Genomic DNA, 24,089 nt, shown 5'->3' with positions numbered 1-24,089 from the left:
CCAGACTATGCGGCTGCGCCGCATGTGCGTGGAAATTCGTAGTGGGCTACGAGTTTCCGTGCACATGGGCCGCAGGCCCTCACAGCGGCAGACGTGGCCTGAGCAGGTGCGCAACCAGCGCCGTCCACCCCGTTTGGTGGGTGGCACCGAGTCCCTCGCCGGTGTCCCCGTCGAAGTACTCGTTGAAGCTGGGGTGCTCGCTCCACAGCGGGTCGGCACTGGACTCGATGCGATTGCCGTCGGCAGGCCTCTTGCCGTCCACCGGCCGGAACAGGCCGGCGAGACCGTTGTCGATCAGGTCCGCCGCGTCGGTGAGGGTGCGATGGTTGCCCGAGCCGGTGGGGATCTCGATGGTGAACGAGTCGCCGTAATACCGGCCGTAGGCGCGAAGCTTGTCGGCCAGCAGCACGTTGACGGGGAACCACACCGGACCTCGCCAATTGGAATTGCCGCCGAACATTCCGGTGCGAGACTCCCCTGGTTCGTACTCGATGGACAGGCTGCGGCCGTCGACGTCGAACGTGACCGGTTCGCGGTACGAGGCCGAGAGCGATCGAATTCCGAACTGCGACAGAAACTCTTCGGAATCGAACATGCGCGCGAGTATGCGCTTCAGCCGCTCGGGCTGGACGAGCGTGAGCAACATTCGCACCTCGCCGCCCTCACGCCGCGCCAGCAGCGGACTGACCATCTCTGGTCGCCGACGCTGGATCCACCGAAGGCGGGCGGTCAGATCGGGGCATTCTTCCTCGACCCACGGCGGAATCTCGGTGGCACCGAGGATGGGCAGCAGACCCACCATGGACCGGACGCGCATCGGCACCGCGTCGCCCTCGGGCTGGACGAGGACGTCGTAGAAGAACCCGTCCTCCTCGTGCCACAACGAAATATGCTGCGAACCGAACGAATTGACCGCTTTCGCAATCGAGAGGAAGTGCGAGAAGAACTTGGTTGCGACGTCGTCCCAGGCGCTGTCGTGCCGCGCGAGCTCCAAGGCGATCTTGAACATCTGCTGGCAGTAGAACGCCATCCAACTCGTCGCGTCGGACTGCTCGAGTCGGAACCCCGGGGGCAGCGGTGCGGATCGGTTGAACAATCCGATGTTGTCCATTCCGAGGAATCCACCCTCGAAGATGTTCGACCCCTCGGAGTCCTTGCGGTTGACCCACCAGGCGAAGTTGAGCAGCAGCTTGGTGAACACCCGAACCAGAAATTCGCGGTCGCGGTAACCATCGATGCGGTAGACGTGCCACGCAGCCCACGCATGTACGGGTGGATTGACGTCGCCGAACTCCCATTCGTACGCGGGCAGTTGACCGTTGGGGTGCATCGCCCATTCTCGGCACATCAGAACCAACTGTTCCTTGGCGAAATCGGCGTCCACGTGCGCCAGCGGAATCGCATGAAAGGCCAAGTCCCAGGCCGCGAACCAGGGGTACTCCCACTCGTCGGGCATAGAAATCACATCGGCCAACGCGAGGTGCCGCCAATGCGCATTACGACCGCCCGGGTCCTGCCTCGATCCCGGGGCCGGTGCCCCCACCTTGTCGCCTTCGATCCACTCTTCGACGTCGTACCGGTAGAGCTGCTTCGTCCACAGCAGTCCGGCGTAGGCGCGCCGTGCCACGTGCCGATCGGTGTCGGTGAGCTCGGCACCGATCACTGCGCCGTAGAACTCGTCCGCCTCCACTCGGCGATCGATGTTGACCGCGTCGAATCCGGTCCCGAACGTCTGCTCGTCCGGCCGGTTGGGCGACAGGCGCAGTTTCACCGATTCCGTTGCACCGGGAGCGATGTCGTCGAACCGATACCAGAATGCAGCCTTTGTTCCGGTCTGCTCGGGGTTGACGGCATCGATGTCGCCGTCGACGACTCGCCGTCCGATCCCATCCTTGGGATAGGCGGACAGGTTCTCCTGGCCCCACAGCGCCTCGGCGTTGGTTTCGTTGTCGCAGAACAGAACTGCAGGCGCGCCCTCGGCGCTGAGGTAATACCGCCCCAGAAACCCGTGGTCGACGGCGATGGCCTCGAGGCCGCCGGCCAGCAGGTCCGGTGGGGTCAGCCGATCCAGGACACCGCCGCGGTCGTCGCGTCCCCAGGACCACGTGTTGCGCAACCACAGGTGCGGCAGCAGATCGACCGACGCCGACTCGGGGCCGTTGTTGGTGATGGAAATGGTGATGCAGATGTCGTCGGGTGAGGCCTTCGCGTACGTGACCTGGACGTCGAAGAATCTGTTCTCGTCGAGAATGCCGGTGTCGGCCAACTCGTACTCCCGGTCGTCACGGCCGCGTCGGGCATTCTCTTCCCTCAGTTGGGCATAGGGATATTCCGCGTGCGGATAGCGGTAGAGCCACTGCATCCAGCTGTGCGTCGGTGTTCCGTCGACCGCCCAGAAGTACTCCTTGACGTCCTCGCCGTGATTGCCCTCCTCGTTGGCCAGACCGAACAGCCGTTCCTTGAGAATGGGGTCCTTGCGATTCCACAGCGCGAACGAAAAATTGAGGAACCCGAAGCGGTCGCAGATTCCGCCGATGCCGTCCTCACCCCAGCGGTAGGCCCGCTTGTGCGCCTGATCGAACGGGAACGACGACCAGGCGTTTCCGTCCTCCGAGTAGTCCTCGCGCACCGTGCCCCACTGCCGTCCTGCCAGGTACGGCCCCCACTGACGCCACGGGCCGCTGACGCCGGGTGATTCCGCCAACCGAGAGTGCTCGACGGTGGACGGGGTAGGAACGCTCACGGGATTGGTGGTCACGGCACACAGTCTGGTGGTTGGCGGTCAGCGATGCACGCCGACATTGGCAGCCAGGTAACCGACTCGGCGTTGCACCGCGGCGATCTCTCGGACTCCGTCGGTGAGCAGACTGCGCTCCAGGGGCGACAGGTCGGCCATGACCAGCACGTCACCAGGCCGGTGGCCGGCGGTGATCTGGTCGATCTGATGCGCCAGCCGTAAGCGTTGAAGCAGGGCGAACACTTCGGTGAGCACCGATACATCATCGTCGGAAAGCATTCCGTTGCCCGACGCTGCCGCGAGTCGTGCCGGGGTCGAGGCGGAGGCCATGCCGACCGAGAGCCCGCCCCAGCGAGCGAGGTTGACGATGGGTGTCAAAGCGTGAGCCTTGAGGTCGAACGTGCCGCCGCGCCGAGCCAGCACGTCGCGGAGCGATCGCAGCCGCGCGCGACCGGCGAGCGCATCGCGCAGTTGCAACCGCAGAGCATCGGGGTGATCGACCAGAAGTCGGCGATAGGCCTCCGGCACGGTGTGCAGTGTCCTCGGGCCCCACACCACTCTTCCGTCGATCATCAGTGAGGACATGATCAGGCCGGAGTCTTCTGCCGGATTGCCACGGTCACCGAAGGGGTTGCTGAGCCAGTGAGCTGCGGCCCTTTCCCACTGCCCGGCCGAGCGTGCGAATCGGGGCGAACTCGCGACCGCGCCGTTGGTGTCCGACGGCAGTCCGGCACCGTCCAGGCTCACGTGTACGCGGGCGGCCAAGTCCATCAGCGCCTCGTCGCGGGTTCGCGGCACCGCGTTCGATGTCCCCCGCGTGCCGGGGTCCGCGGTGGTGTCGGACCAGGTCAATGCACTGTCGACGTCCGAGGACGGCATGGCTTCCCGACGCGCCACACTGCCGAGGGTGATCCAGGCGAACCGGTCACGCGGCACTTCCGGCCGCGCCGACCATTCGATCTCGACGGCACGGCGGACGAGGCTGTCGACCACGACGGACAGGATCGCGCTGACCGCCATGGCGTCGGTGCCGCCTCGGAACAGATCCACCACCAAGCGCGGGACGAGCTTTCCTGCGTCGGCGAGTTCGGCGGTGGTCGCTGCGGACGTCACTGCCCGGCGGACCACGAAGCTACGCCGGGTGGACGCAGCATGCAGATCGGAATCCTCGACGACACCGAGAACCTCGCCCCGATCGGACAGCACGGGCATGTGCCGCAGCCCCAGCTCGAGCATGTCCATCAGGACGGTGCCGGCAAGTCGGTCCGCCGTGACGGTCTCGGCGGGCGACGTCATCACCTTCTCGATGGGAGTATCGACGCCGATCCCGGCGGCCACCACGCGAACTCGGAGGTCTCGGTCGGTGAAGATGCCGTGGCGCGACCCTCGAAGCGGAACAAGGACATACGAGCTGCCCTGCTCGGTCATGTGCCGGACGGCATCTCGAACAGTGGTACCGGCGGAGGTGAACACCGCAGGCGCAGAGACCAATTCACCGACGGTCCGGCCGGCGCTGCCCTCCACCGGTCCCCCACGGTATGCAGAAGAGGAGTTGACGGCATCGGCCAGGAACGCCAGACCGGTGGGCGTTGCGAACAACGGCCGAACCAGCGCACCGGGCAACTGCAGAACGACACTCGGTTCGGTAGCCCGCGCACAGAATTCGACGGTGCCACCCGAGAGCAGCGCCGAGAATCCGAATACCCCGCCGGGACCTACCGTGTCGATGGGAATGTCGGTGCGCGAGGTGTCGTCCGGGTGCGTGATCACCACACGCCCGGTACGCACCACCCACACGGTGTCGGCATCGGCCGAGGCATCCATCGGTGGACGGTCCACAACCCATGCACCACTGCCGTACTCGCGTTCGACGGCTGCTGCCGCAATCTCGGCCAGCACAGCCGGCGGCGCGCCCTGGAACGGTGGATACCTGCCGAGAAAGTCGGCAAGCGCCGATCTATCCTCCACGGATCAGGTCGGCGCACTTCTCCGCCATCGTCATCACCGTGATGTTGGGATTGACGTAGGGCAGCTTCGGCATCGCCGACGCGTCGACGACGCGAAGACGCGAAATTCCCTTGACGCGAAGCTCAGGATCGAGAACGGCCATGGCGTCGTCCACCGATCCCATCCGAGCAGTTCCGGCCGGGTGATAGACCGTGTTGTGCGTCTTGTGCACGTAGTCGAGCAGGTCCTCGTCGGTCACGGCCTCGGGCCCGGGGGCGAGTTCACGTTCGATCCATTCCGACAGTGGACCGTCTGCGGCAATAGAACGGGCCAGCTTCAGACCGGCAAGCATCACCGCGTCGTCGTGGCCGTCCGGGTCGGTGAAGTAGCGCGGATCCACCTTGGCCCGATCACGAAAGTCTCTGCTGCGCAATCGAACAGTGCCACGCGAGCGCCCCTGGGTCACGTTGGGCGTCAGACAGAAGCCGTTGTCGGTGGTCGGATAGCCCCAGCGAAGGGTGTTCATGTCGAACGGAACACTGCCGTAATGCATCATGACGTCGGGATAGTTCAGCGACGAGTCGGTCTGCGCGAACACCCCGATTTCCCACCACTGCGAGGAGGTGGTGACCATCGGCTTGCTCGCCTCCCAGAACACCAGTCCTTCGACGTGGTCGTCGAGGTTCTCGCCCACTCCGGGTGAATCGACCCGAACGGTGATTCCCATCTCCTGTAGCTGTGCCGCCGGTCCGATTCCGGAGAGCATCAACAACTTCGGAGTGTCGATGGCGCCGGCAGTGACGATCACCTCGCGACGTGCCGAGACGGTGTCGTAACCGGTCAGATCGGGGCGTTGGTACCGCACACCCGTCGCGGTCAGAGACTCGTCGATCAGAATCTCGCTGATCCAGCAGTCGGTGCGCACCTCGAGGTTGGGCCGCGATCCGATGATCGGGTGCAGGTACGCATGCGAGGTCGACATCCGCGAGCCGTCCTCACCCGCATTGATCTGAAACCAACCCGCACCGTTGAGTACGGGCGTACCGCGGTTGAATGCGACTGTGGGAAGGCCCATTCCGGCGGCCGACTCGAGCACCGCTGCACCACACGGATCGTTCGGTGGCACGTCGCGTATCCGCACGGGCCCGTCGTGGCCGCGGCCGGTGTCGTTGTTCTCCACGCGCGCAACAAAAGGAAGGATGTCCGACGCGCCCCACCCCGTCGCGCCTGCCGCCGCCCAATCGTCGAGGGTCTCCGCAGGCGGGTGAAAGGCGATGCAGGAGTTATGCGAGGAGCAGCCACCGAGCACTTTTGCCCGCGCATGCCGCATGAAGCTGTTGCCGCGCTCCTGCGGTTCGACGGGATAGTCCCAGTCGTAGCCGGAGTCGAGCAGATGCATCCACTCCGCCAGTTCGAGAATTGCCTTGTCGCCGACGTCGGTCGGACCTGCTTCGACGAGGCAGACACTGACGGAGGGGTCCTCGCTCAGCCGCGCAGCGAGGACACACCCCGCCGTCCCACCACCTGCGACGACGTAATCGAACTGGGTTTCTGTCACTGCACGCTCCTTCTAGTTGCCCGTGGAGGCATGTGATTTCAGAGTGCCGATGTGCTTGCGCCCCTTGATTGCGTACCACAACAGGCCGACGCCCAGGATGCCGCCGATGTAGACGAACGCACCGAACGTGTTGTACCAGGGGGTTCCGTACACGGCCTCGCGCGGCCACGCGAGGTTGATCGCCATTCCTGCGCCCCACACCACTGCCGCGATGTTGACCGGCAGGCCCCACCTGCCCATCGTGAAGTACCCGCCGGGCTTCAGATCTGCCGGCGGCCACTCACCCTTCACTCGTTTGACCAACAACGGCCCGGTGACCATCAGATACGCGAGGTAGATCATGATGATCGCGATCGAGGTGAGGACCGTGAAGATCTGCGGCTGACCGATGTTGACGACGAGAATGACGATGGCCAGCACGCCGATGGTCACCGCGGGTACCACCGGAGTCTGAGTCTTCGGATTCACCCGAGCCAGGCTCTCACCGAAGGGCAGCGCATTGTCTCGCGCCATGGCGAACGTCAGTCGGATGGCCGCGGTGTGCACGGCCAACGAGCACACGAAGACCGCGATGACGATGCAGATCAGGAAGACGGTGCCCAGCGGGCCCCACATCACCGATTCGACGATGGACTGCAGGCTGCCGTCGGGGCTGCCGAGGGAAGGATCGTTCAGGTCCGGCGCGGCCATGACCGCGAACACCAGGATGGCTCCGCCGATGACGAACGAGGCGAGGATGGCGCGCAAGATCGCTTTGGGCGCGGTCCGCCGAGGTTCGACGGTTTCCTCGCCGAGCGAGCTCGCGGTGTCGAATCCGTACATCACGTAACCCGACGCCAACGAGGCGACCAGGAAGGCACCGAGGTAACCGCCGCTCTCGCCGGCACCGTAGCCGTTGGTGGAGAAGAACACCTCGGGCCCCCGAGTGATGTTGGCCGCGAGCAGGATAGCGATGAGGACGGCCGCAATGAGTTCGATGAACACACCCGCACTGTTGATCATTGCCATCAGCCGAACGCCGAGCGCGTTGATCGTGGTGGTGATGGCGATCAGAATCGCACCGAGCAGCACTGCGTTGGCCGCGAAGTCGGTGTCGCCCGAGCCGTCGCCGATGATCTGGAACCCGCTCCAGATACGTGGCAGATTCAGCTGCAGAGCGAGGGCAACGGCGGCCAGTGTCACGATCGATGCCGTGAGCATCAACCAGCCCGCGGACCAACCGACGATCCTGCGGCCCAACAGCTTCGCCCAGTTGTACACCGATCCCGCCACCGGATACTTCGCGGCCAACTCCATGAAGCACAGTGCTACGCAGAGTTGGCCCACGAAGACTGCAGGCCATGACCACAGGTACGCCGGACCGGCGGTGCCGAAACCGAAGTAGAACAGCTGGAACGTGCCGGTGAGGATCGAGATGTAGCTGACGCCGGCGGCGAAGCTGGCGAATTTCCCGAGACTGCGGTCGAGCGATTCCTTGTACCCGAAATCGTCCATTCCGCTCGAGCTGTCGTTCAGTAATGCCATGTTCCTGGCCTTTCCCATCGTGCACTATCGGGTACCGAACCACCCCGCCGCTGTAGGTGAGGTGTTGTGCCAAATATGCTTCGCTTCTTGATATTCGGACATACCGGACGGACCGAGTTCACGGCCGTTCCCGGACTGTTTGAAGCCGCCCCATTCCGCGCCCGCCGTGTAGACACCGAAATCGTTGAGCCACACCGTTCCATGGCGTAGCCCACGCACCATTCTTTCGCCTCGCGCGGCGTCGGACGTCCGAACTCCCGCAGCGAGACCGTAATTCGTATCGTTGCCCAGCAGCAGCGCTTCGGCCTCGGTGTCGAAGCGCTCCACAGTGAGTATGGGCCCGAATGTCTCCTCCTGCACGATATTCATGGACCGATCGCAATGATCGAAAATCGTGGGCAGGAAATAGCTACCCTTCTCCAGAGCGGGATCGTCCGGTTTCGTTCCACCGATCACCAGCGTTGCACCCTCTTCGATGCCACCCGCGACGAAGCCTTCGATCTTCTCGCGTTGCGCCTGCGACACGAGCGGTCCGGTCTCGCTGGCCGGGTCCATACCCGGACCCATCACGATGGTCTTCGCGCGCTCTGCCACGGCGGCCACGAAACGGTCGGCCACCGATCCCTCGACGATCAGTCGTGTTCCGGCCGAACACACCTGACCGGAATGCAGAAACACTCCGGTCAGCACGTTGTCGACCGAGTCGGCGAACGACTGCTCGTCGGCCACCGCGTCGGCGAACACGATATGTGGATTCTTACCGCCGAGTTCGACGGCTACCTTGGTGACGTTCTCGGCGGCAGCGGCCAGGATATGTCTGCCTGTCGCCAACCCACCGGTGAAGGAAATGAAGTCGACGTCACGGTTTCGGGTGAGCGCATCTCCGAGAACCGCGCCGCTCCCCTGCAGCAGATTGACCACACCCGCAGGTACACCTGCTTCCTCGACCAGCTTGGTGAATGCGATGGTGCTCAGTGGGGTCACTTCGCTCGGTTTGAGTACCATCGTGCAACCGGCCGCAAGGGCCGGGGCGATCTTCCACGAGATCTGCAGCAGCGGGTAGTTCCACGGTGCGATCATGACGCACACACCGATCGGCTCGTGTACCACGCGGCTGAGAATTTCGGGCCGGTCGACATCGATCAGTCGATCCGCCTGCACCACAGCGAGATCGGCATAGAAGCGGAACACCGACGTGACGTCGTCGATGTCGATCTCACTCTCGCCGAACGTCTTTCCGGTATCGAGGGTCTCGATGTGCGCCAACTTCGCCTTGTCCCGTTGGAGCAAGTCTGCGATGCGATTGAGCAGATCACTGCGCTCACCCACCGTCACCGAGCGCCACGGCCCGTCGTCGAACGCGGACCGCGCCGCTGCCACCGCGCGCAAAGCGTCGTCGGGCGTGGCCTCGTCCACGACGGCCACCGTGCTGCCGTTGGACGGATCGACGATGTCGCGGGTCCCACCGTCACCGGACCCCAGCCACTGCCCGTCGACGAACAACGAGGGGCGCAATGCGGTCGGAACGAATCCTGCATCGGAGTCGGTCACTCGACACCTTCTTCCGTGTGTGGGCCTGATCGTGTGTCTACGGTATGCCCTCAGCGGCCGGTGACTCCATCGATCTGCTCGCGGATGATGTCCGCATGCCCGTTGTGCCGCGCATATTCGCCGATCATGTGCACGTAGACCATCCTCAGTGACATCGGTCCGCCTCGAAAGTCGACCGGATCCTCGAACGAGTGTCGGGCAGCGACCACGTCCGAGGCCGCACACTCGGCAGCGAATCGCGCGAAGTCCGACTCGGCACCCGATGCCGCCGCTCCCAGGAAGTCGGAGTCCTTACCCAACGCGGCGTCGTACATCGGGTCGAACGACATCGAAGCCAGTCGCTCTCGAAACCAGATGCGTTCGACCTTCGCGAGGTGACGGACGAGTCCGAGAAGGGAGACCGTCGAGTGCGAGAAAGGACGGCGCGCAAGCTGTTCGGCATCGGCACCGGCACAGATGTTCAGCAACGTGGCTCGGTGCCAGCGCAGCACTCCCTCGAGCATCGGTCTGTCGTCACCGACGAGTGGACCGTCGACCGGTTCCGGTGTGGGCGCTGTCCATGTCTTTCGCCGTTCGGTCATGCACCGATTGTCGAACATGCAACTGCACTGTGCAGCGCAGCGCATTACGGTGGGATTCATGACTATCGAAGATGTGGGCGGCAGACGAACGGTGACGGCGGACGAGCTTCTTCTCCTGGTGGGTGATCATCTGCTCATCGAAGAGGGTGTCGCGACCGGATTCATCGAAAGCGCGGGCCAGGTTGCCGAGAGCGTCGCGGTGACAGTGACCGACGGCGTCGACGGAACCACCACGACCGAGCGAGTCTTTCTTCCCGACGCCGAGGTGACCATCGAACCGGCCGACCGCGGACGCGCCCCCGTCACTCTGTGACTTCTCTGCCGGGCAGACGAATACCTGCTCAGAAGTACATTCGTGTAACTCGAACAACTCTGCTCACACCAGTCACACTGGCACCGAATTGAGCTAGGGTGGCGGAGACCCGTCACCACTCGAAAAGGACGTCAGTAGTGCGACAAGGCCGAGTACGACCGACCGTTCGCGTTGCGGTGGTGTCCTGTGCCGCCGCGCTCGCTGTCGGTTTCGGCTCGATCACCGCGGTTGCCGAGCCCGACGCGTCGGCCCCCGCAACCGTCGCCGAGGCAGTCCGTTCGGCCGACGCGCAGCAGTACAACGATGCGCAGAATGCTCTGGTCAAAGGCCGATACGACGCCGGTTTCGCCGCGCTGGATGCCGTTGCGGCCGCGGCACCGAACGATGCCAATGTGGCAGCGCTGCAGACGTTCTATGCCAACGCAACCGATGATGCCGCCACGCGTGCACAGCACTCGGCCCGCCTACGCACCCTGTCCCCTACGCTCGCCGACGCCGTCGATCGAGCCATCGCCGTCATCGACGACGCCGCGACCCGGACGATCGACTTCGCGCCGACGACCGACGGACCGCGGACCGCGATCGTGGTGCTCGGTCTCGGCCTGAACAGCGACGGCAGTATGGCCCCGGAGTTGGTCGAGCGGCTGCGCTCCGCCGTCGCGGTGGCAGAGCGCTCCCCCGAATCCCCCATCATCGTCACCGGCGGGAATCCGCAGAGCGGCATCACCGAGGCCGAAGCGATGAAGAAGTGGCTGATCGACAACGAGATCGCGGACGACCGCATTCATACCGAGGCCACCGCGAATTCGACGGTACAGAACGCGCAGCGCGCCACCTCGCTGGCCGCAGAGATAGGTGCTGAGAATCTTTTGCTCGCAACAACTCCCAGCCACCTTCGGCGAGCGATCTCCGATTTCGAGATCGCCGGTGCCGACGTGATCGGTGCTGCGACATCCACTCCCGACGATCTCCCGGATCTGCCTGCCCTCGCTCCGACGGCACGGTTGGGCATGACCGTCGACGCCACCAAGATCCTCGGGATACCGCGCACCTACTGACGCGTCCACCCTCGTAGCACCGACTCCGTCCCGGCATCGAACATCGCCCGACGAATCTCGTCGTCGGGGTTCGTCGGCATCGCCAACTCCAGCGACACCAACCCGTGCACGATCGCCCAGAACGAATGGCTGATCAAGTCGACCGATGCGCCGCTCATGGTGCCGGCCTCGACGGCGCGCGCTACCGCGGCCCGAAGCGGGTCCATCGCTGCGGCGGCGAGTTGCGCCTCTTCGGATACATCGACCGAACCCAGTACGCCGCCGAACATCACCGCGTACAGATGCGGGTTGTGCAGAGCCCAGTGCCGGTAGGCAACGGCAAGTTCGCGTAGATCGACCTCGGGGTCGCCGGTGACGGGAACGCTGCGTTGCGCGTCACCGAAACTCGAGAACGACGCAGCGAACAGGGCGACCAGCAACTCGGCGCGACCACCGAACAGCGAATAGATGGCCGTGGTCGAGGTGCCCTCCGCGGCCGCCAGCTTACGGAGAGACAGCGAGTCGACGCCGTGTTGGGCAACGCTTTCCGCCGCGGCCTCGAGTAGCCGGGTGCGTAGTTCGGCATCGTGAATTCTGGGTCTCGCCACTTGCAGAACTTACCACAACGGTGTTTTATAACAGTGTCACAGTAAGTTCACCTGCCCCGAACAGACGGGAACACGTCATGCAACCCATCATCGACGGCCGCCGCACGGTCGACGCCGACCGTGACACCGTCACGGTCTTCCTCATCGGAATGCGCATCAACAATCCCCTTGCCGTTCGCTCCTGGCTTCCCGCGGTGCGCGCGATGCCGCGGATGCTCAGCCATCTGGAGCAGGATCCCGCCTCAGGACTGCTCGACTACCACTCGTGGTTGGGTCGCACCACCATGCTGGTCAGCTACTGGCGCAACGCGGAAGACCTGACGCGATTCGCCTCCGATCCCGACGCACCACATGCACCCGCCTGGCGCGCCTTCAACCGATCGGTCGCCGCGACCGGGCACGTCGGCGTATGGCACGAAACCTACACGGCGACAGCACAGAACAGTGAAGCGATCTACGTCAACATGCCGTCGTTCGGCCTCGCTGGAGCCATCGGTGGAATCCCGATCGGCACAGGCTCGCACACCTGGAAGCAGCGAATGAAGTCTGCGAAGTAGGCCCCACGAGCTAGAGGAAGTTCCCCGCTCGCGTGGCGATATCGAGAACGGGCTGAGGAAAGACTCCCAGTGCCACGGTGACGACCACCGAGACCCCGATCGCGCACGACACCGATGCGGTGGGCCGCACCATGGTGACGGTCCGGTCCGTGGGATCGGTGAAGAACATCAGCACTATCACTCTCACGTAGAAGAACGCCGCGATCGCGCTGCACACCACACCGACCACGACCAATGCTGCTCCCCCGGCACCCGAGGCCGCGCTGAACACCGCGAACTTGCCGATGAAGCCGCTGGTGAGTGGGATACCGGCGAACGAGAGCAAGAACAGTCCGAACACCGCGGCAACGAGCGGTGAGCGTCGACCGACACCGGCCCACCGCTCCAGGTCGCCCACCTCACCACGTTCGTCTCGGGCCAGACCGATGACGGCGAATCCACCCAACGTGCTGAAGGCGTAAGCAAGCAGGTAGAACATCGTGGCCGAGGCACTCGAATCACCCACATCACCTGAATTACCCAGCGCGGTCACTCCGGTGAGGATGAACCCGGTGTGCGCCACGGACGAGTAGGCAAGCATGCGTTTGACGTCGGTCTGCGTCACCGCGACAACCGAACCGAGCACCATCGTCGCGATGGCTACCACCCACAGCATCGGCCGCCAACTCGACTCGAGACCGGGCAGTGCCATTCCGAAGATTCGCAGAATCGCACCGAACGCCGCGACCTTGGTCACCGTGGCCATCAGTGCGGTCACCGGCGTGGGGGCACCCTGGTAGACATCTGGAATCCACGAATGAAAGGGCACCGCACCGACTTTGAACAACAAACCCACAGCCAGCAGTGCGGTTCCGATCAGCGCGAGCGATCTTCCCTGACCGTCTGCGGCGATGGCGTCGGCAATGCCGTCCAATCCGACGGTACCGGCATAGCCGTACAGGAACGCGACTCCGAACAGGAAGAACGCGGACGAGAATGCGCCGAGGAGAAAGTATTTCAGCGCCGCTTCCTGGGAAAGTAGCCGCCGTCGCCGGGCCAGACCACACAGGAGATACAGCGGCAGAGACAGCACCTCCAGCGCGACGAACATCGTCAGCAGATCGGTGGACGCCGGAAACAACAGCATGCCGCCGATCGCGAACATCGCCAGTGGAAAGACCTCCGTCTGGGCAACGCCTGCGTCGATGGCCTCCTTCTCCGCGACGCTGCCCGGAGTGGTCGAGGCTTGCGGAGTGAACGAATCGATGCGGCGCTCGGTTCCGGCCCCGGTCAAGGCGACAGTGCGCTCCGCCAGCAAAGCCACGGCCGGGATTGCCACCAGCACAATGGTTCCCTGCAGAAACAGCGTCGGGCCGTCGATGGCCACGGCCCCGTTCATCGCATATGCCTCGGTGCCCGCCAGCCCGAGAACGGCCGCGAGAGCCGCCACCAAACCGGCCAGTGCAAGGCCGAGATGAACCCCACGACGTGCCCGCATCGGCACGAACGCTTCGACGAGGACCCCGAGAACCGCGACACCGAAGACGATCAACATGGGCGACAGCAGTCCGTACTGCACCTCGGGAGTGGTCATCGTTGACCTCCTGCACTGTCGACGATCGTGGATTGCACTGCCGGAGTGATGACATCGAGTGCCGGTTTCGGGTACACCCCGAACACGATCAGCAACGCGAGCAACGGGACCACCACCAACGCCTCACGGGGAACGAGATCGGAGATCTTCTCGCTGCCCTCTCGGACCGGCCCCGTCATCACCCGCTGATAGAGCCAGAGTATGTAGATCGCCGACAGAACGAGCGCACCGGTGGCCACGATCGCGGCGACGCCGTATCGACCGAATGTGCCGATCAGCACCAGGAATTCGCTGATGAACGGGGCGAGACCGGGTAGAGAGAGTGTGGCCAGACCAGAGATCAGAAACGTTCCGGCGAGCACCGGCGCGACCTTCTGGACGCCGCCGTAGTCGGCGATCGCCCGCGAACCGCGACGGGACACGAGAAAACCTGCGATCAAGAACAATGCGGCGGTGGAGATTCCGTGGTTGACCATGTACAGCGTGGCACCGGCCTGACTCTGGCCGGTCATCGCGAAGATGCCGAGGATGATGAACCCGAAGTGCGAAATCGAGGTGTAGGCAATGAGTCTCATCATGTCGGTCTGACCGATCGCCAGTATCGCGCCGTACACGATGCCGATCACCGCGAGCGTGATGATCCACGGGGCGAACGTCTGCGACGACTCGGGGAAGAGCTCGAGACAGAAGCGCAGCATCGCGAAGGTGCCGACCTTGTCCACCACCGACATCATCAGCACCGCCGTTGCGGGGGTGGACTGCACTGCGGCGTCGGGTAACCACGTGTGGAACGGCCACAGGGGCGCCTTGATCGCGAACGCAAGCATGAAACCGAGGAACAACGCGTTGAGCACTACCGGATCCACGCCGAGCCCGCCCGATGCCGCCGCGTCCGCGATCGTGCGCAGATCGAACGTACCGCCGTCGAACGGGCCACCCGCCCTGGCGGTGACGACGTACAACCCGATGACGGCAGCCAGCATCACCAGGCCACCGAACAGGTTGTACAGCAGGAACTTCACTGCGGCGCGCGTGCGCTCGGTACCACCGAAACCACCGATGAGGAAGTACATCGGAATCAGCATCGCCTCGAAGAAGATGTAGAACAGCAGTACGTCCAAGGCGAGGAACGAAACGATCACCATCGACTCGACCACCAGGATCAACGCCATGTAGGTGTGCGAGACCCGGCGCGATCCGTAGTTCGCCACGCGGCTGCCGTCGTTCCAGCCCGCGACGAGGAGCAGTGGGGTCAGGACGGTGGTGAGCAACACCAGCACGAGACCGATTCCGTCGAGGCCGAGCGTGTAGCGCGCACCGAATGCCGCTATCCAGGAATGGTCTTCGAGGAACTGGTATCGATCGCCACCGGAGTCGAACGCGACCGCGAGTACCACCGACACCGCGAGTGTGCCGATGGCGAAACCCACGGCGACACCACGCGCGATCGTCGGACGATCCGCCGGCACCAGGGCGACGACGATCGCGCCGAGTACCGGCAGAACCCACAGGACGGTCAACCAGGGGATCGTCACAGGACCACCACCATCAGCACGACGAGAACGGCCCCGGCGAACATCGCCAACGCATAGGACCGTACGAAACCGGTCTGGAGGCCCCTGGATCGACTCGACACTCCGCCGATCGATCTCCCCACCCCATCCACGACCGCGTCGATACCAGCTGTATCGGCGTATACCATTGTGCTCGTTAGCTTTTGACCGGGTCGCATGAATGCTGCCTCGTTGAAGGCGTCGCCGTACAGATCGGCGCGTGCGGCTCTGGTCAGCACCGATACATCCTCGGGTGGGGTCGGGGGAACGTCTCGGGCGATGTACTTCCGGTAAGCAACGCCTGCGCCCACGAGTACCACTGCCAGAACTGTGACAGTGACGACCCAGGCAGGAATCGCGTGCTCCTCGTGCGCCGATCCCACCACCGGTTCCAGCCAGCTCTCGAGGCGGCCACCCACCGCGAGGAAAGCTCCCGATGCCACCGAGCCCACGGCCAACAGAATCATGGGAGCCGTCATCGTCGCCGACGCTTCGTGCGGATGTGCCTGCGCTGCCCACCGTTTCGGGCCGAAGAACGTCATCAGCATCACTCGAGTCATGTAGAAGGCTGTCAGACCTGCACCGAGCAACGCCACGCAACCGAGCACCACACCTGCCGCTCCCCCCGCCGCGAACGCGACCTCGATGATCGGATCCTTGGCGAAGAAGCCGGAGAAGGGCGGTACTCCGATGATGGCGAGGTAGCCGAGACCGAACGTGACGAACGTGATCGGCATCGCGGCGCGGAGCCCGCCGAACCGTCGCATGTCGGTCTCGTCGTTCATCGCGTGCATCACCGAGCCGGCACCCAGAAACAAGCCTGCCTTGAAGAACCCGTGCGAGAGCAACAGCACAATGGCGAAGGCGTAGCCGGACGGGCCGAGTCCGGCCGCGAGCACCATGTACCCGATCTGACTCATCGTCGAGGCCGCGAGCGCCTTCTTGATGTCGTCTTTCGCACAACCGATCACGGCACCGAACAGCAATGTCACCGCACCAACCGTGACGGTCGCTGCACGGGCGGCCGGCGACGCCTCGAACACCGGTCCGGATCGGACGATGAGATACACCCCGGCGGTGACCATCGTCGCCGCGTGAATGAGTGCGGAGACCGGAGTGGGGCCCTCCATGGCGTCGCCGAGCCACGACTGCAGCGGCACCTGCGCCGACTTTCCGCAGGCGGCCAGCAGCAACATCAGTGCCATCGCGGTGGCCACCGATTCACTCGCATCCCCGATTCCGGCGAACACCACGTCGTATTGCACCGACCCGAAGTTCACGAACATGATCATCAGGGCGATCGCCAGGCCGATATCGCCGACGCGGTTGACCACGAACGCTTTTCGAGCTGCCGAGGCGGCCGACGGCTTGTGTTGCCAGAATCCGATGAGCAGGTACGACGCCAGGCCGACACCCTCCCACCCCAGATACAGGCCGAGGAAGTTGTCGGACAGCACCAGCAGCAGCATGGCGGCGAGAAACAGATTGAGGTACGCGAAGAAACGCCGACGTTCCGCATCGTGGCTCATGTATCCGATCGAGTACACGTGAATGAGCGACCCGACTCCGGTGATCAACAGGACGAAACAGATCGACAGCTGATCGGCGCGCAGTCCGAAGTCGACCTGCAATTCGTCGACGGGAACCCAGCGGAACAGAGTCTCGGTGATCGCTCTGTTCGACTCGTCACGCCCGAGCATCGAGGCGAACACCAGTGCTGCAACCACGAACGACGACACCGCTGCTGCCGTCGCAACCAGGTGCCCCCACGGGTTGCAGCGCCGGCCACCGAGCAGTAGGACGGCCGCACCGAACGCCGGCAGAGCCGTGAGAAGCCACAGGATCGACATCGTTTCTGCTCCCCCGTCAGTTCTTCATCAGAGAGTTCTCGTCCATCGAGATCGAGCGACGAGAACGGAAGATGGCCATGATGATCGCCAGGCCCACCACCACCTCGGCAGCAGCGACCACCATGGTGAAGAACGCGAACAACTGGCCGTCCAGATTGCCGTGCATGCGGGAGAACGTCACGAACGCGAGATTGACTGCGTTGAGCATCAATTCGATGCACATGAACACGATGATGGCGTTACGCCTGACGATGACTCCCGCCGCGCCGATCGTGAACAGCAGAACCGACAGATAGAGGTAGTTCTCGGGATTCATCGCTCGTCACCCCCGTCCACCTTGTACTGGCTCCCTCGATCGGCGAACAGGGCGTTGACGGACGACTCCGACTCGCTTCCGTCCGGCAGCAGAGCGCGGCGATCCACGCCGTTGTGACGGGCGAACACACCGGGGCTCGGCAGCGGCGTCACCCTGGAGCCGTCGCGGAACCGGTCCTGCGACATCTCGCGCTGACCCTTCACCGGTCCCAGAGCCTCCCGGTGCGCCAGGATCATCGCCCCGATGGTGGCCGTGATCAACAGCGCTCCGGTCAGCTCGAACGCCCATACGTACTCGACGAAGATCAGCTCGGCCAGGCCTTCGACGTTTCCGGTGGAGTTGGCCAGGTCGAGCCCGACGAAATCGAGTCGACCGGCGCGTGCCGAGTCGCGCAGCAGCACCCCGATGATCAACAGCCCGAAGCCGATTCCGATGACGACGGCCGCGATACGGTGCCCTCGCAACGTCTCGGTCAAGGACTCCGAGGTGTCGACCCCGACGAGCATCAGGACGAAAAGAAACAGCATCATGACCGCACCGGTGTAGACGACGATCTGCACGACACCGAGGAACAGCGCCCCCTGCGCCATGTAGAAGGTCGCGAGCACCACCATGGTGGCGGCGAGAAACAGTGCCGAGTAGACAGCTTTCGTGCTCATCACCACACCCAGAGCGCCGAGGACCGCAACGACACCGAGGGTCCAGAATTGCACCGCCTCACCGGTGGAGGTTGCCTCGAGGGCGACTGACACTGTGGCAGTCATCGCACCGGACCGCGATCGGTGTCGGCCTCGCTCTCGGCACCGGTGACGGTGCCGCGGTAGTAGTCCTCGGCCGAACGCCCCGGTGCCATCGCGTGCGGTGGCGCCACCATGTCCGGCTCCAGCGGTGCCAGCAGTGAATCCTTCTCGTAGATCAGGTCTGCTCGGTTGTCACCGGCGAGTTCGTATTCGTTGGTCATCGTCAGAGCCCTTGTGGGACAGGCCTCCACACACAATCCGCAGCCGATGCACCGAAGATAGTTGATCTGGTAGACCCCGCCGTATCGCTCGCCCGGCGAGAATCGCTCGGTCTCGGTGTTGTCGGCTCCTTCGACGTAGATCGCGTCGGCCGGACAGGCCCACGCGCAGAGCTCGCAGCCGATGCACTTCTCGAGGCCGTCGGCGTATCGGTTGAGCTGATGCCGACCGTGGTAGCGAACCTCGGTCGGTTTCTTCTCCTCCGGATACAGTTCGGTCTCGGGTTTCTTGAACATCGTGGCGAAGGTGACACCGAAACCGGCGATGGGACCGAGGAATTCAGGCATCGGCGTTCTCCTTCTGTGACCGGGCCGGGTGTGACCGCGCACCGGCGTGCCGGCTCGCAATCGTCGCGCCCTGCTTGGGGATGGGAGGAATCGGGAATCCGCCTGCCACGGCATCGAATTCTTCGGTGGGCGGCGGAGGCAGAACGTTCCGGATACGTGCACGCTTTCGCAGCATGAGCAGCAGAGAACCCAGAACGGCGACCGCGAAGATCATCGACGCGACGAACGTGACGAGAGGCACGTCGTACCTACCGGTGCCGAGTACCCGCACCGTCGCGATCACCATCACCCAGATCAGAGCGACGGGAATGAGGATCTTCCAGCCGAAGTTCATGAATTGGTCGTATCGCAGCCTCGGCAACGTCGACCGCAGCCAGATGAAGACGAACAGGAACACCCACACCTTGACGACGAACCACAGCACCGGCCACCATCCCGAATTGGCACCGCTCCACAGACTCAACGGAATCGGAGCCCGCCAGCCGCCCAGGAACAACGTGGTCGCGAGCGCCGACACCGTGACCATGTTGATGTACTCGGCAAGCATGAACATCGCGAAACGCAAGGACGAGTATTCGGTGTGGAACCCGCCCACCAATTCCCCTTCGGCCTCGGGCAAGTCGAAGGGCGCGCGGTTGGTTTCACCGACCATCGCCGTCACGTACACCAGGAACGACGGCAGGAGCAACAGCACATACCAGGTGTTCTGTTGCGCAGCAACGATTCCGGACGTAGACATGGTCCCCGCGTACAGGAATACCGCAGCGAACGACAGGCCCATCGCGACCTCGTAGGAAATGACCTGCGCCGTCGAACGCAGTGCACCCAGCAACGGATACGTCGAATTCGACGCCCAGCCGGCCAGGACGATTCCGTACACACCCACAGAGGTGACCGCGAGGATGTACAGAACCCCCACCGGCAGGTCGGTCATCTGCAGCGGAGTCGTGGTGCCGAACACCGACACCTCGGGCCCGAACGGAATCACCGCAAAGGCCATGAAGGCAGGGACCACCGAAATGATCGGAGCCAGAATGTAAATCGGCTTGTCGACACCGGTCGGAGTGATTCCCTCTTTCAGCGCAAGCTTGATTCCGTCCATCAGCGACTGCAACAGTCCCCACGGACCGACCCGATTGGGCCCGACGCGCATCTGCATCCACGCCATGATCTTGCGTTCGGCATAGATCGCAACGAGCGGTGTGAGAACCAAGAATACGAAGACCGCCAAGGCCTTGCCGATCACCAACCACCACGGGTCGGTGCCGAACATCGACAGATCGGTCGGCGCGGAGACGATCACGATGCCTCACTTTCGCGTGGCTCCACCGTCTGTGCAGGCTCCGCCCTGCGCAGCCTGACCACCGCACCCGACTCCGCGCCGAGTGAGCGGTACACCGAGGAACCGGGCGAGTTCATCGGTACCCACACCACGTTGTCGGGTAGATCGGTTACTTTCAGCGGCAACGTGATCGAGCCACCGTCCGTCTCGACACTCACCCAGTCACCGGCCTCCGCCTCGATCGTCGACGCAGTCGCTGCGGACAGTCGGACCGTAGGCGGGCGACCGGTCTTCGCGAGATCGTCCTCGCCGTCCTGCATCCGTCCCGAATCGATGAGCATCCGCCACGTGGCCAGAATCGCCTCCCCGGGCTCGAGCGACGGCGTTTCCGCGCGCGGACTCACTCGGGCCACGGCGATCCGCGATCCGTTCCAGCCACCCAAACGGGTCAGCTCACTGCGCGCTGCAGCCGCGTCGGGTAGCGACAGCGCGACCCCCATCTGTTCGGCGATGGCATCGAGAACGCGTTGATCGGGCAGTACCGCGCCTGCCCCGAGCGCAGTGTCGAATGCGCGTGGTCTGCCCTCCCAGTCCACGAAGGTTCCCTGTTTGTCGACTACCGGTGCCACCGGGAACACCACGTCGGCGCGCTCGGTGACCGCGCTGTGTCGAAGTTCGAGACTGACCACGAACGCCGATCGATCCACCGCGTCGAGCGCAGCGCGCGGATCGGGTAGATCGTCCGGGTCGATTCCAGCAGTGATCAGAACGCGATCGGGACCGGCGTCCGCCAGTATCGCGCCGGTATCTCGACCCACGTCAGCGGGAAGTTCTGCCACTCCCCACACGGCTGCCACCTCGGCGCGCGCCGACGCATCGACCACAGGCCGCCCGCCCGGCAGGACATTCGGCAGTGTGCCGGCGTCGAGCGCGCCGCGTTCTCCTGCACGTCGCGGAATCCACGCCAACTTTGCTCCGGTGTCGTCGGCCAACTTCGACGCTGCGGACAGTCCGCCGGAGACAGTGCCGAGCCGCTCACCGACGAGAACGATCGATCCGGGCTCGCGGAGGAGTTGGGCAATGGATTCGGTGCCTCGATCGCCGACGTGCAATGCGTCGAGCCAGTGCGGCTCGTCGCCTGGAACCGATTGCAGCAGAACACCATCGAGTTTGCGTAGACCTCGACTGGCCCAGGGCGCGATCGAAGCCACCACCAGCCCCCGAGTACGGTGCGCCTTACGCAGTCTCAGGAACACCAGAGGCGATTCTTCCTCGGGCTCGAAGCCGACCAACACCACCACGGGCGCATTTTCGAGGTCGGTATAGGTGACTCCCAACCCGGTCCCTGCGATTCGACCGGCCAGGAAGTCGGCTTCCTCTGCGCTGTGACTACGGTTGCGAAAGTCGATATCGTTGGTGTGCAGTACCGTTCGAGCGAACTTGGCGTACGCGTAGGAGTCTTCGAGGGTCGATCTTCCGCCCACGAGTACCGCGGCACGACCGATGGACGCGGCCAATCCGGCTGCTGCGGCCGCCAGTGCAGCCGACCACGACGTCTCGATCAAAGCGCCCGACTCGTCTCGGATCATCGGGGCGGTGATGCGGTTCGGCTCGGTGGCGTAATGGAACGCCCAGCGGCCCTTGTCACAGTTCCATTCCTCGTTGACCTGGGGATCGTCTCCCGCCAGACGTCGAAGAACCTTGCCGCGTCGGTGGTCGGTACGTTGAGCGCAGCCTCCTGCACAGTGCTCGCACACGCTCGGCGACGAGGTCAGGTCGTAGGGTCGGGCTCGGAACCGATACTCGGTGTTCGTCAGTGCCCCCACCGGGCAGATCTGGACGGTATTTCCCGAGAAGTAGGAGTCGAACGGTTCGTTACCGAAGATGCCCACCTGCTGCACCGCACCTCGTTCGAGCAACTCGATGGACGGATCTCCGGCAACCTGAGCCGCGAAGCGAGTGCACCGAGCGCACAGGACACAACGTTCCCGATCGAGCAGAACCTCGGCCGACAGCGGAATCGGCTTGGGATAGGTACGTTTGGTCTCGGTGAACCTGGACTCGGTGCGGCCCGCAGCCATTGCCTGGTTCTGCAGTGGACATTCACCGCCCTTGTCGCACACCGGGCAATCGAGGGGGTGGTTGATGAGCAACAACTCCATGACCCCGCGCTGTGCCTTGTCCGCGACCTCCGACGTCACCTGAGTACGCACGACCATGCCGTCGTCCACCGTCGTCGTACAGGACGCCAACGGCTTGCGTTGCCCCTCGACATCGACCAGACATTGCCGGCAGGCCCCCACCGGATCGAGCAGCGGATGATCGCAGAAGCGCGGAATCTGCACACCCATCAACTCGGCAGCGCGAATCACCAATGTGCCCTTGGGAACACTGATCTCGTGGTCGTCGATGGTCAATGTCACCATCTCGACCCCGGTGACCGACTGCTCAGGGCTGGCAGGAGTGGAGCCCGCGGAACGACCCGGGGGTAGCGTCATGACGTCAGCTCCTCTGCCATCAGGGTCGATCGGTGCGGGTCGAACGGGCATCCCTGCTCGGTGACGTGACGGATGTATTCGTCGCGGAAGTACTTCAGTGAGGACACGATGGGGCTGGCGGCACCGTCTCCCAACGCGCAGAAGGACTTTCCGGCGATGCCGTCCGCGATGTCGAGCAGAGTGGCCAGGTCACCCTCGGTACCGGTACCACCGTCGAGGCGCCTGAGGATCTGCACCAGCCAGTAGGTCCCCTCCCGGCACGGTGTGCATTTGCCGCAGGATTCGTGTGCGTAGAACTCGGTCCACCGCAACACCGCTCGCACCACACATGTCGTGTCGTCGAAGATCTGCAGTGCCTTGGTACCCAACATCGATCCGGCGGCACCGACGCCCTCGTAGTCGAGTGGGACATCGAGATGGTCGCCGGTGAACATCGGTGTCGAGGATCCTCCCGGCGTCCAGAACTTCAGTTCGTGTCCCGGTCTGATCCCGCCCGCGTAGCCGAGCAACTCCCGCAGCGTGATTCCCAGCGGTGCCTCGTACTGGCCCGGACGGCAGACGTGGCCAGAGATGGAATACAGCGTGAAACCGGGCGACTTCTCGCTGCCCATCGACCGGAACCACTCGATTCCCTTGCGCAGGATCACTGGAACGCTGGCGATCGATTCGACGTTGTTCACCACGGTCGGGCGCGCGTACAGGCCCGCCACTGCGGGGAACGGTGGCCGCAGCCGAGGTTGCCCCCGCCGACCCTCCAACGAGTCCAGCAGGGCTGTCTCCTCTCCGCAGATGTACGCACCGGCTCCGGCGTGGATCACCAACTCGAGGTCGAAACTCGATCCGAGAACACCCTTTCCCAGATAGCCCGCCGCGTAGGCCTCGGCTACCGCGGCCTGCAGCCTGCGCAGCACCGGCACCACTTCACCTCGGACGTACACGAAGGCGTGGGATGCACGAATTGCGTACGCGGCGATCACGATTCCCTCGATCAGCGTATGCGGACTCGCCATCAGCAGCGGCATGTCCTTGCAGGTACCCGGCTCGGACTCGTCGGCATTGACCACCAGATAGTGCTCTCTGCCGTCGTTCTGGGGTATGAAACTCCACTTCGTTCCGGTAGGAAAGCCCGCACCACCCCTGCCTCGTAGGCCGGATTCCTTGACGAAGGCGATGAGGTCGTCGGGGTCCATCGCGAGGGCCTTCTCGAGCCCCGCATATCCGTCGTGACTTCGGTAGGTGTCGAGAGTCCACGAGTCCTTCTCGTCCCAGAACTCGCTCAAGACCGGCGTCAGGGCCAT

At 64.0% G+C, this 24,089-nt stretch carries 19 protein-coding genes; 3 read left to right on the top strand and 16 right to left on the bottom strand.

From position 1 onward, the window contains the following. Positions 1 to 79: 79 nt before the first annotated feature. The 6 genes from ACQR3T_RS05980 to ACQR3T_RS05955 form a co-directional block, all read right to left on the bottom strand. Entirely contained in the window at positions 80 to 2,758 is a 2,679-nt protein-coding gene (locus ACQR3T_RS05980; RefSeq protein WP_428692762.1) for an MGH1-like glycoside hydrolase domain-containing protein, read from the bottom strand. Positions 2,759 to 2,782: 24 nt separating this feature from the next. Then, positions 2,783 to 4,705, bottom strand: a complete 1,923-nt coding sequence (locus ACQR3T_RS05975) for a putative nucleotidyltransferase substrate binding domain-containing protein (protein ID WP_428692761.1) — start codon at positions 4,703 to 4,705, stop codon at positions 2,783 to 2,785. After that, positions 4,695 to 6,242, bottom strand: coding sequence for a GMC family oxidoreductase (locus tag ACQR3T_RS05970; RefSeq protein ID WP_428692760.1), 1,548 nt, complete (start codon positions 6,240 to 6,242; stop codon positions 4,695 to 4,697). The genes ACQR3T_RS05975 and ACQR3T_RS05970 overlap by 11 nt, the downstream gene beginning before the upstream one ends. A gap of 12 nt (positions 6,243 to 6,254) precedes the next feature. Next, the gene (locus ACQR3T_RS05965; RefSeq protein ID WP_032377115.1) at positions 6,255 to 7,766 is read right to left on the bottom strand and encodes an APC family permease; all 1,512 of its coding nucleotides are present in this window, start codon (positions 7,764 to 7,766) and stop codon (positions 6,255 to 6,257) included. 24 nt (positions 7,767 to 7,790) lie between these two features. Further along, positions 7,791 to 9,281, bottom strand: coding sequence for an aldehyde dehydrogenase family protein (locus ACQR3T_RS05960; protein WP_032378220.1), 1,491 nt, complete (start codon positions 9,279 to 9,281; stop codon positions 7,791 to 7,793). An 86-nt stretch (positions 9,282 to 9,367) separates the two neighbouring features. Further along, the gene (locus ACQR3T_RS05955; protein WP_428692759.1) at positions 9,368 to 9,898 is read right to left on the bottom strand and encodes a DinB family protein; all 531 of its coding nucleotides are present in this window, start codon (positions 9,896 to 9,898) and stop codon (positions 9,368 to 9,370) included. Positions 9,899 to 9,956: 58 nt separating this feature from the next. On the opposite strand from ACQR3T_RS05955, the gene ACQR3T_RS05950 reads away from it, so the two are divergent. Together ACQR3T_RS05950 and ACQR3T_RS05945 are read left to right on the top strand one after the other, a co-directional pair. Continuing rightward, positions 9,957 to 10,211, top strand: a complete 255-nt coding sequence (locus ACQR3T_RS05950) for a hypothetical protein (protein ID WP_032378219.1) — start codon at positions 9,957 to 9,959, stop codon at positions 10,209 to 10,211. A 137-nt stretch (positions 10,212 to 10,348) separates the two neighbouring features. Continuing rightward, positions 10,349 to 11,269, top strand: a complete 921-nt coding sequence (locus ACQR3T_RS05945) for a YdcF family protein (protein ID WP_428692758.1) — start codon at positions 10,349 to 10,351, stop codon at positions 11,267 to 11,269. Here the strand turns inward: ACQR3T_RS05945 and ACQR3T_RS05940 are convergent. Next, the gene (locus ACQR3T_RS05940; RefSeq protein WP_428692757.1) at positions 11,263 to 11,856 is read right to left on the bottom strand and encodes a TetR/AcrR family transcriptional regulator; all 594 of its coding nucleotides are present in this window, start codon (positions 11,854 to 11,856) and stop codon (positions 11,263 to 11,265) included. The genes ACQR3T_RS05945 and ACQR3T_RS05940 overlap by 7 nt on opposite strands. Positions 11,857 to 11,933: 77 nt before the next feature. On the opposite strand from ACQR3T_RS05940, the gene ACQR3T_RS05935 reads away from it, so the two are divergent. Then, entirely contained in the window at positions 11,934 to 12,413 is a 480-nt protein-coding gene (locus tag ACQR3T_RS05935) for a DUF4188 domain-containing protein (protein WP_428692756.1), read from the top strand. A gap of 10 nt (positions 12,414 to 12,423) precedes the next feature. On the opposite strand, the gene nuoN is transcribed toward ACQR3T_RS05935, so the two are convergent. From nuoN to nuoF, 9 genes are read right to left on the bottom strand one after another with little or no spacing between them, the layout of a single operon-like run. Beyond that, complete coding sequence (nuoN, locus tag ACQR3T_RS05930; RefSeq protein ID WP_428692755.1) at positions 12,424 to 13,986, bottom strand: NADH-quinone oxidoreductase subunit NuoN; 1,563 nt, start codon at positions 13,984 to 13,986, stop codon at positions 12,424 to 12,426. Continuing rightward, positions 13,983 to 15,521, bottom strand: a complete 1,539-nt coding sequence (locus tag ACQR3T_RS05925) for an NADH-quinone oxidoreductase subunit M (RefSeq protein WP_428692754.1) — start codon at positions 15,519 to 15,521, stop codon at positions 13,983 to 13,985. The genes nuoN and ACQR3T_RS05925 overlap by 4 nt, the downstream gene beginning before the upstream one ends. Continuing rightward, a complete protein-coding gene (gene nuoL, locus ACQR3T_RS05920) occupies positions 15,518 to 17,389 on the bottom strand; it encodes an NADH-quinone oxidoreductase subunit L (protein ID WP_428692753.1) in 1,872 nt (623 codons plus the stop codon). The genes ACQR3T_RS05925 and nuoL overlap by 4 nt, the downstream gene beginning before the upstream one ends. Before the next feature lie 16 nt (positions 17,390 to 17,405). Continuing rightward, positions 17,406 to 17,705 carry an NADH-quinone oxidoreductase subunit NuoK gene (gene nuoK / locus ACQR3T_RS05915; RefSeq protein WP_008717020.1) on the bottom strand — a complete coding sequence of 100 codons (300 nt, stop codon included), beginning with the start codon at positions 17,703 to 17,705 and terminating at the stop codon, positions 17,406 to 17,408. Beyond that, positions 17,702 to 18,469 (bottom strand): NADH-quinone oxidoreductase subunit J, encoded by a 768-nt coding sequence (locus tag ACQR3T_RS05910; RefSeq protein WP_032377108.1) that lies wholly within the window; start codon positions 18,467 to 18,469, stop codon positions 17,702 to 17,704. The genes nuoK and ACQR3T_RS05910 overlap by 4 nt, the downstream gene beginning before the upstream one ends. Beyond that, positions 18,466 to 19,011: an NADH-quinone oxidoreductase subunit NuoI gene (nuoI, locus tag ACQR3T_RS05905; protein ID WP_032377107.1), complete on the bottom strand. Its 546-nt coding sequence runs from the start codon at positions 19,009 to 19,011 to the stop codon at positions 18,466 to 18,468. Before nuoI ends, ACQR3T_RS05910 begins: the two co-directional genes overlap by 4 nt. Continuing rightward, on the bottom strand, positions 19,004 to 20,284 hold the full coding sequence (gene nuoH / locus ACQR3T_RS05900) for an NADH-quinone oxidoreductase subunit NuoH (protein WP_052065157.1): 1,281 nt from the start codon (positions 20,282 to 20,284) through the stop codon (positions 19,004 to 19,006). The genes nuoI and nuoH overlap by 8 nt, the downstream gene beginning before the upstream one ends. Before the next feature lie 26 nt (positions 20,285 to 20,310). Beyond that, a complete protein-coding gene (locus tag ACQR3T_RS05895; RefSeq protein ID WP_428692752.1) occupies positions 20,311 to 22,791 on the bottom strand; it encodes an NADH-quinone oxidoreductase subunit G in 2,481 nt (826 codons plus the stop codon). After that, positions 22,788 to 24,089, bottom strand: a complete 1,302-nt coding sequence (nuoF, locus tag ACQR3T_RS05890) for an NADH-quinone oxidoreductase subunit NuoF (RefSeq protein ID WP_094618601.1) — start codon at positions 24,087 to 24,089, stop codon at positions 22,788 to 22,790. The genes ACQR3T_RS05895 and nuoF overlap by 4 nt, the downstream gene beginning before the upstream one ends.

The sequence above is a fragment of the Rhodococcus sp. IEGM1428 genome (assembly GCF_050321865.1).
Lineage (GTDB): Bacteria > Actinomycetota > Actinomycetes > Mycobacteriales > Mycobacteriaceae > Rhodococcoides.
This window is presented reverse-complemented; position numbering and strand designations above follow the sequence as displayed.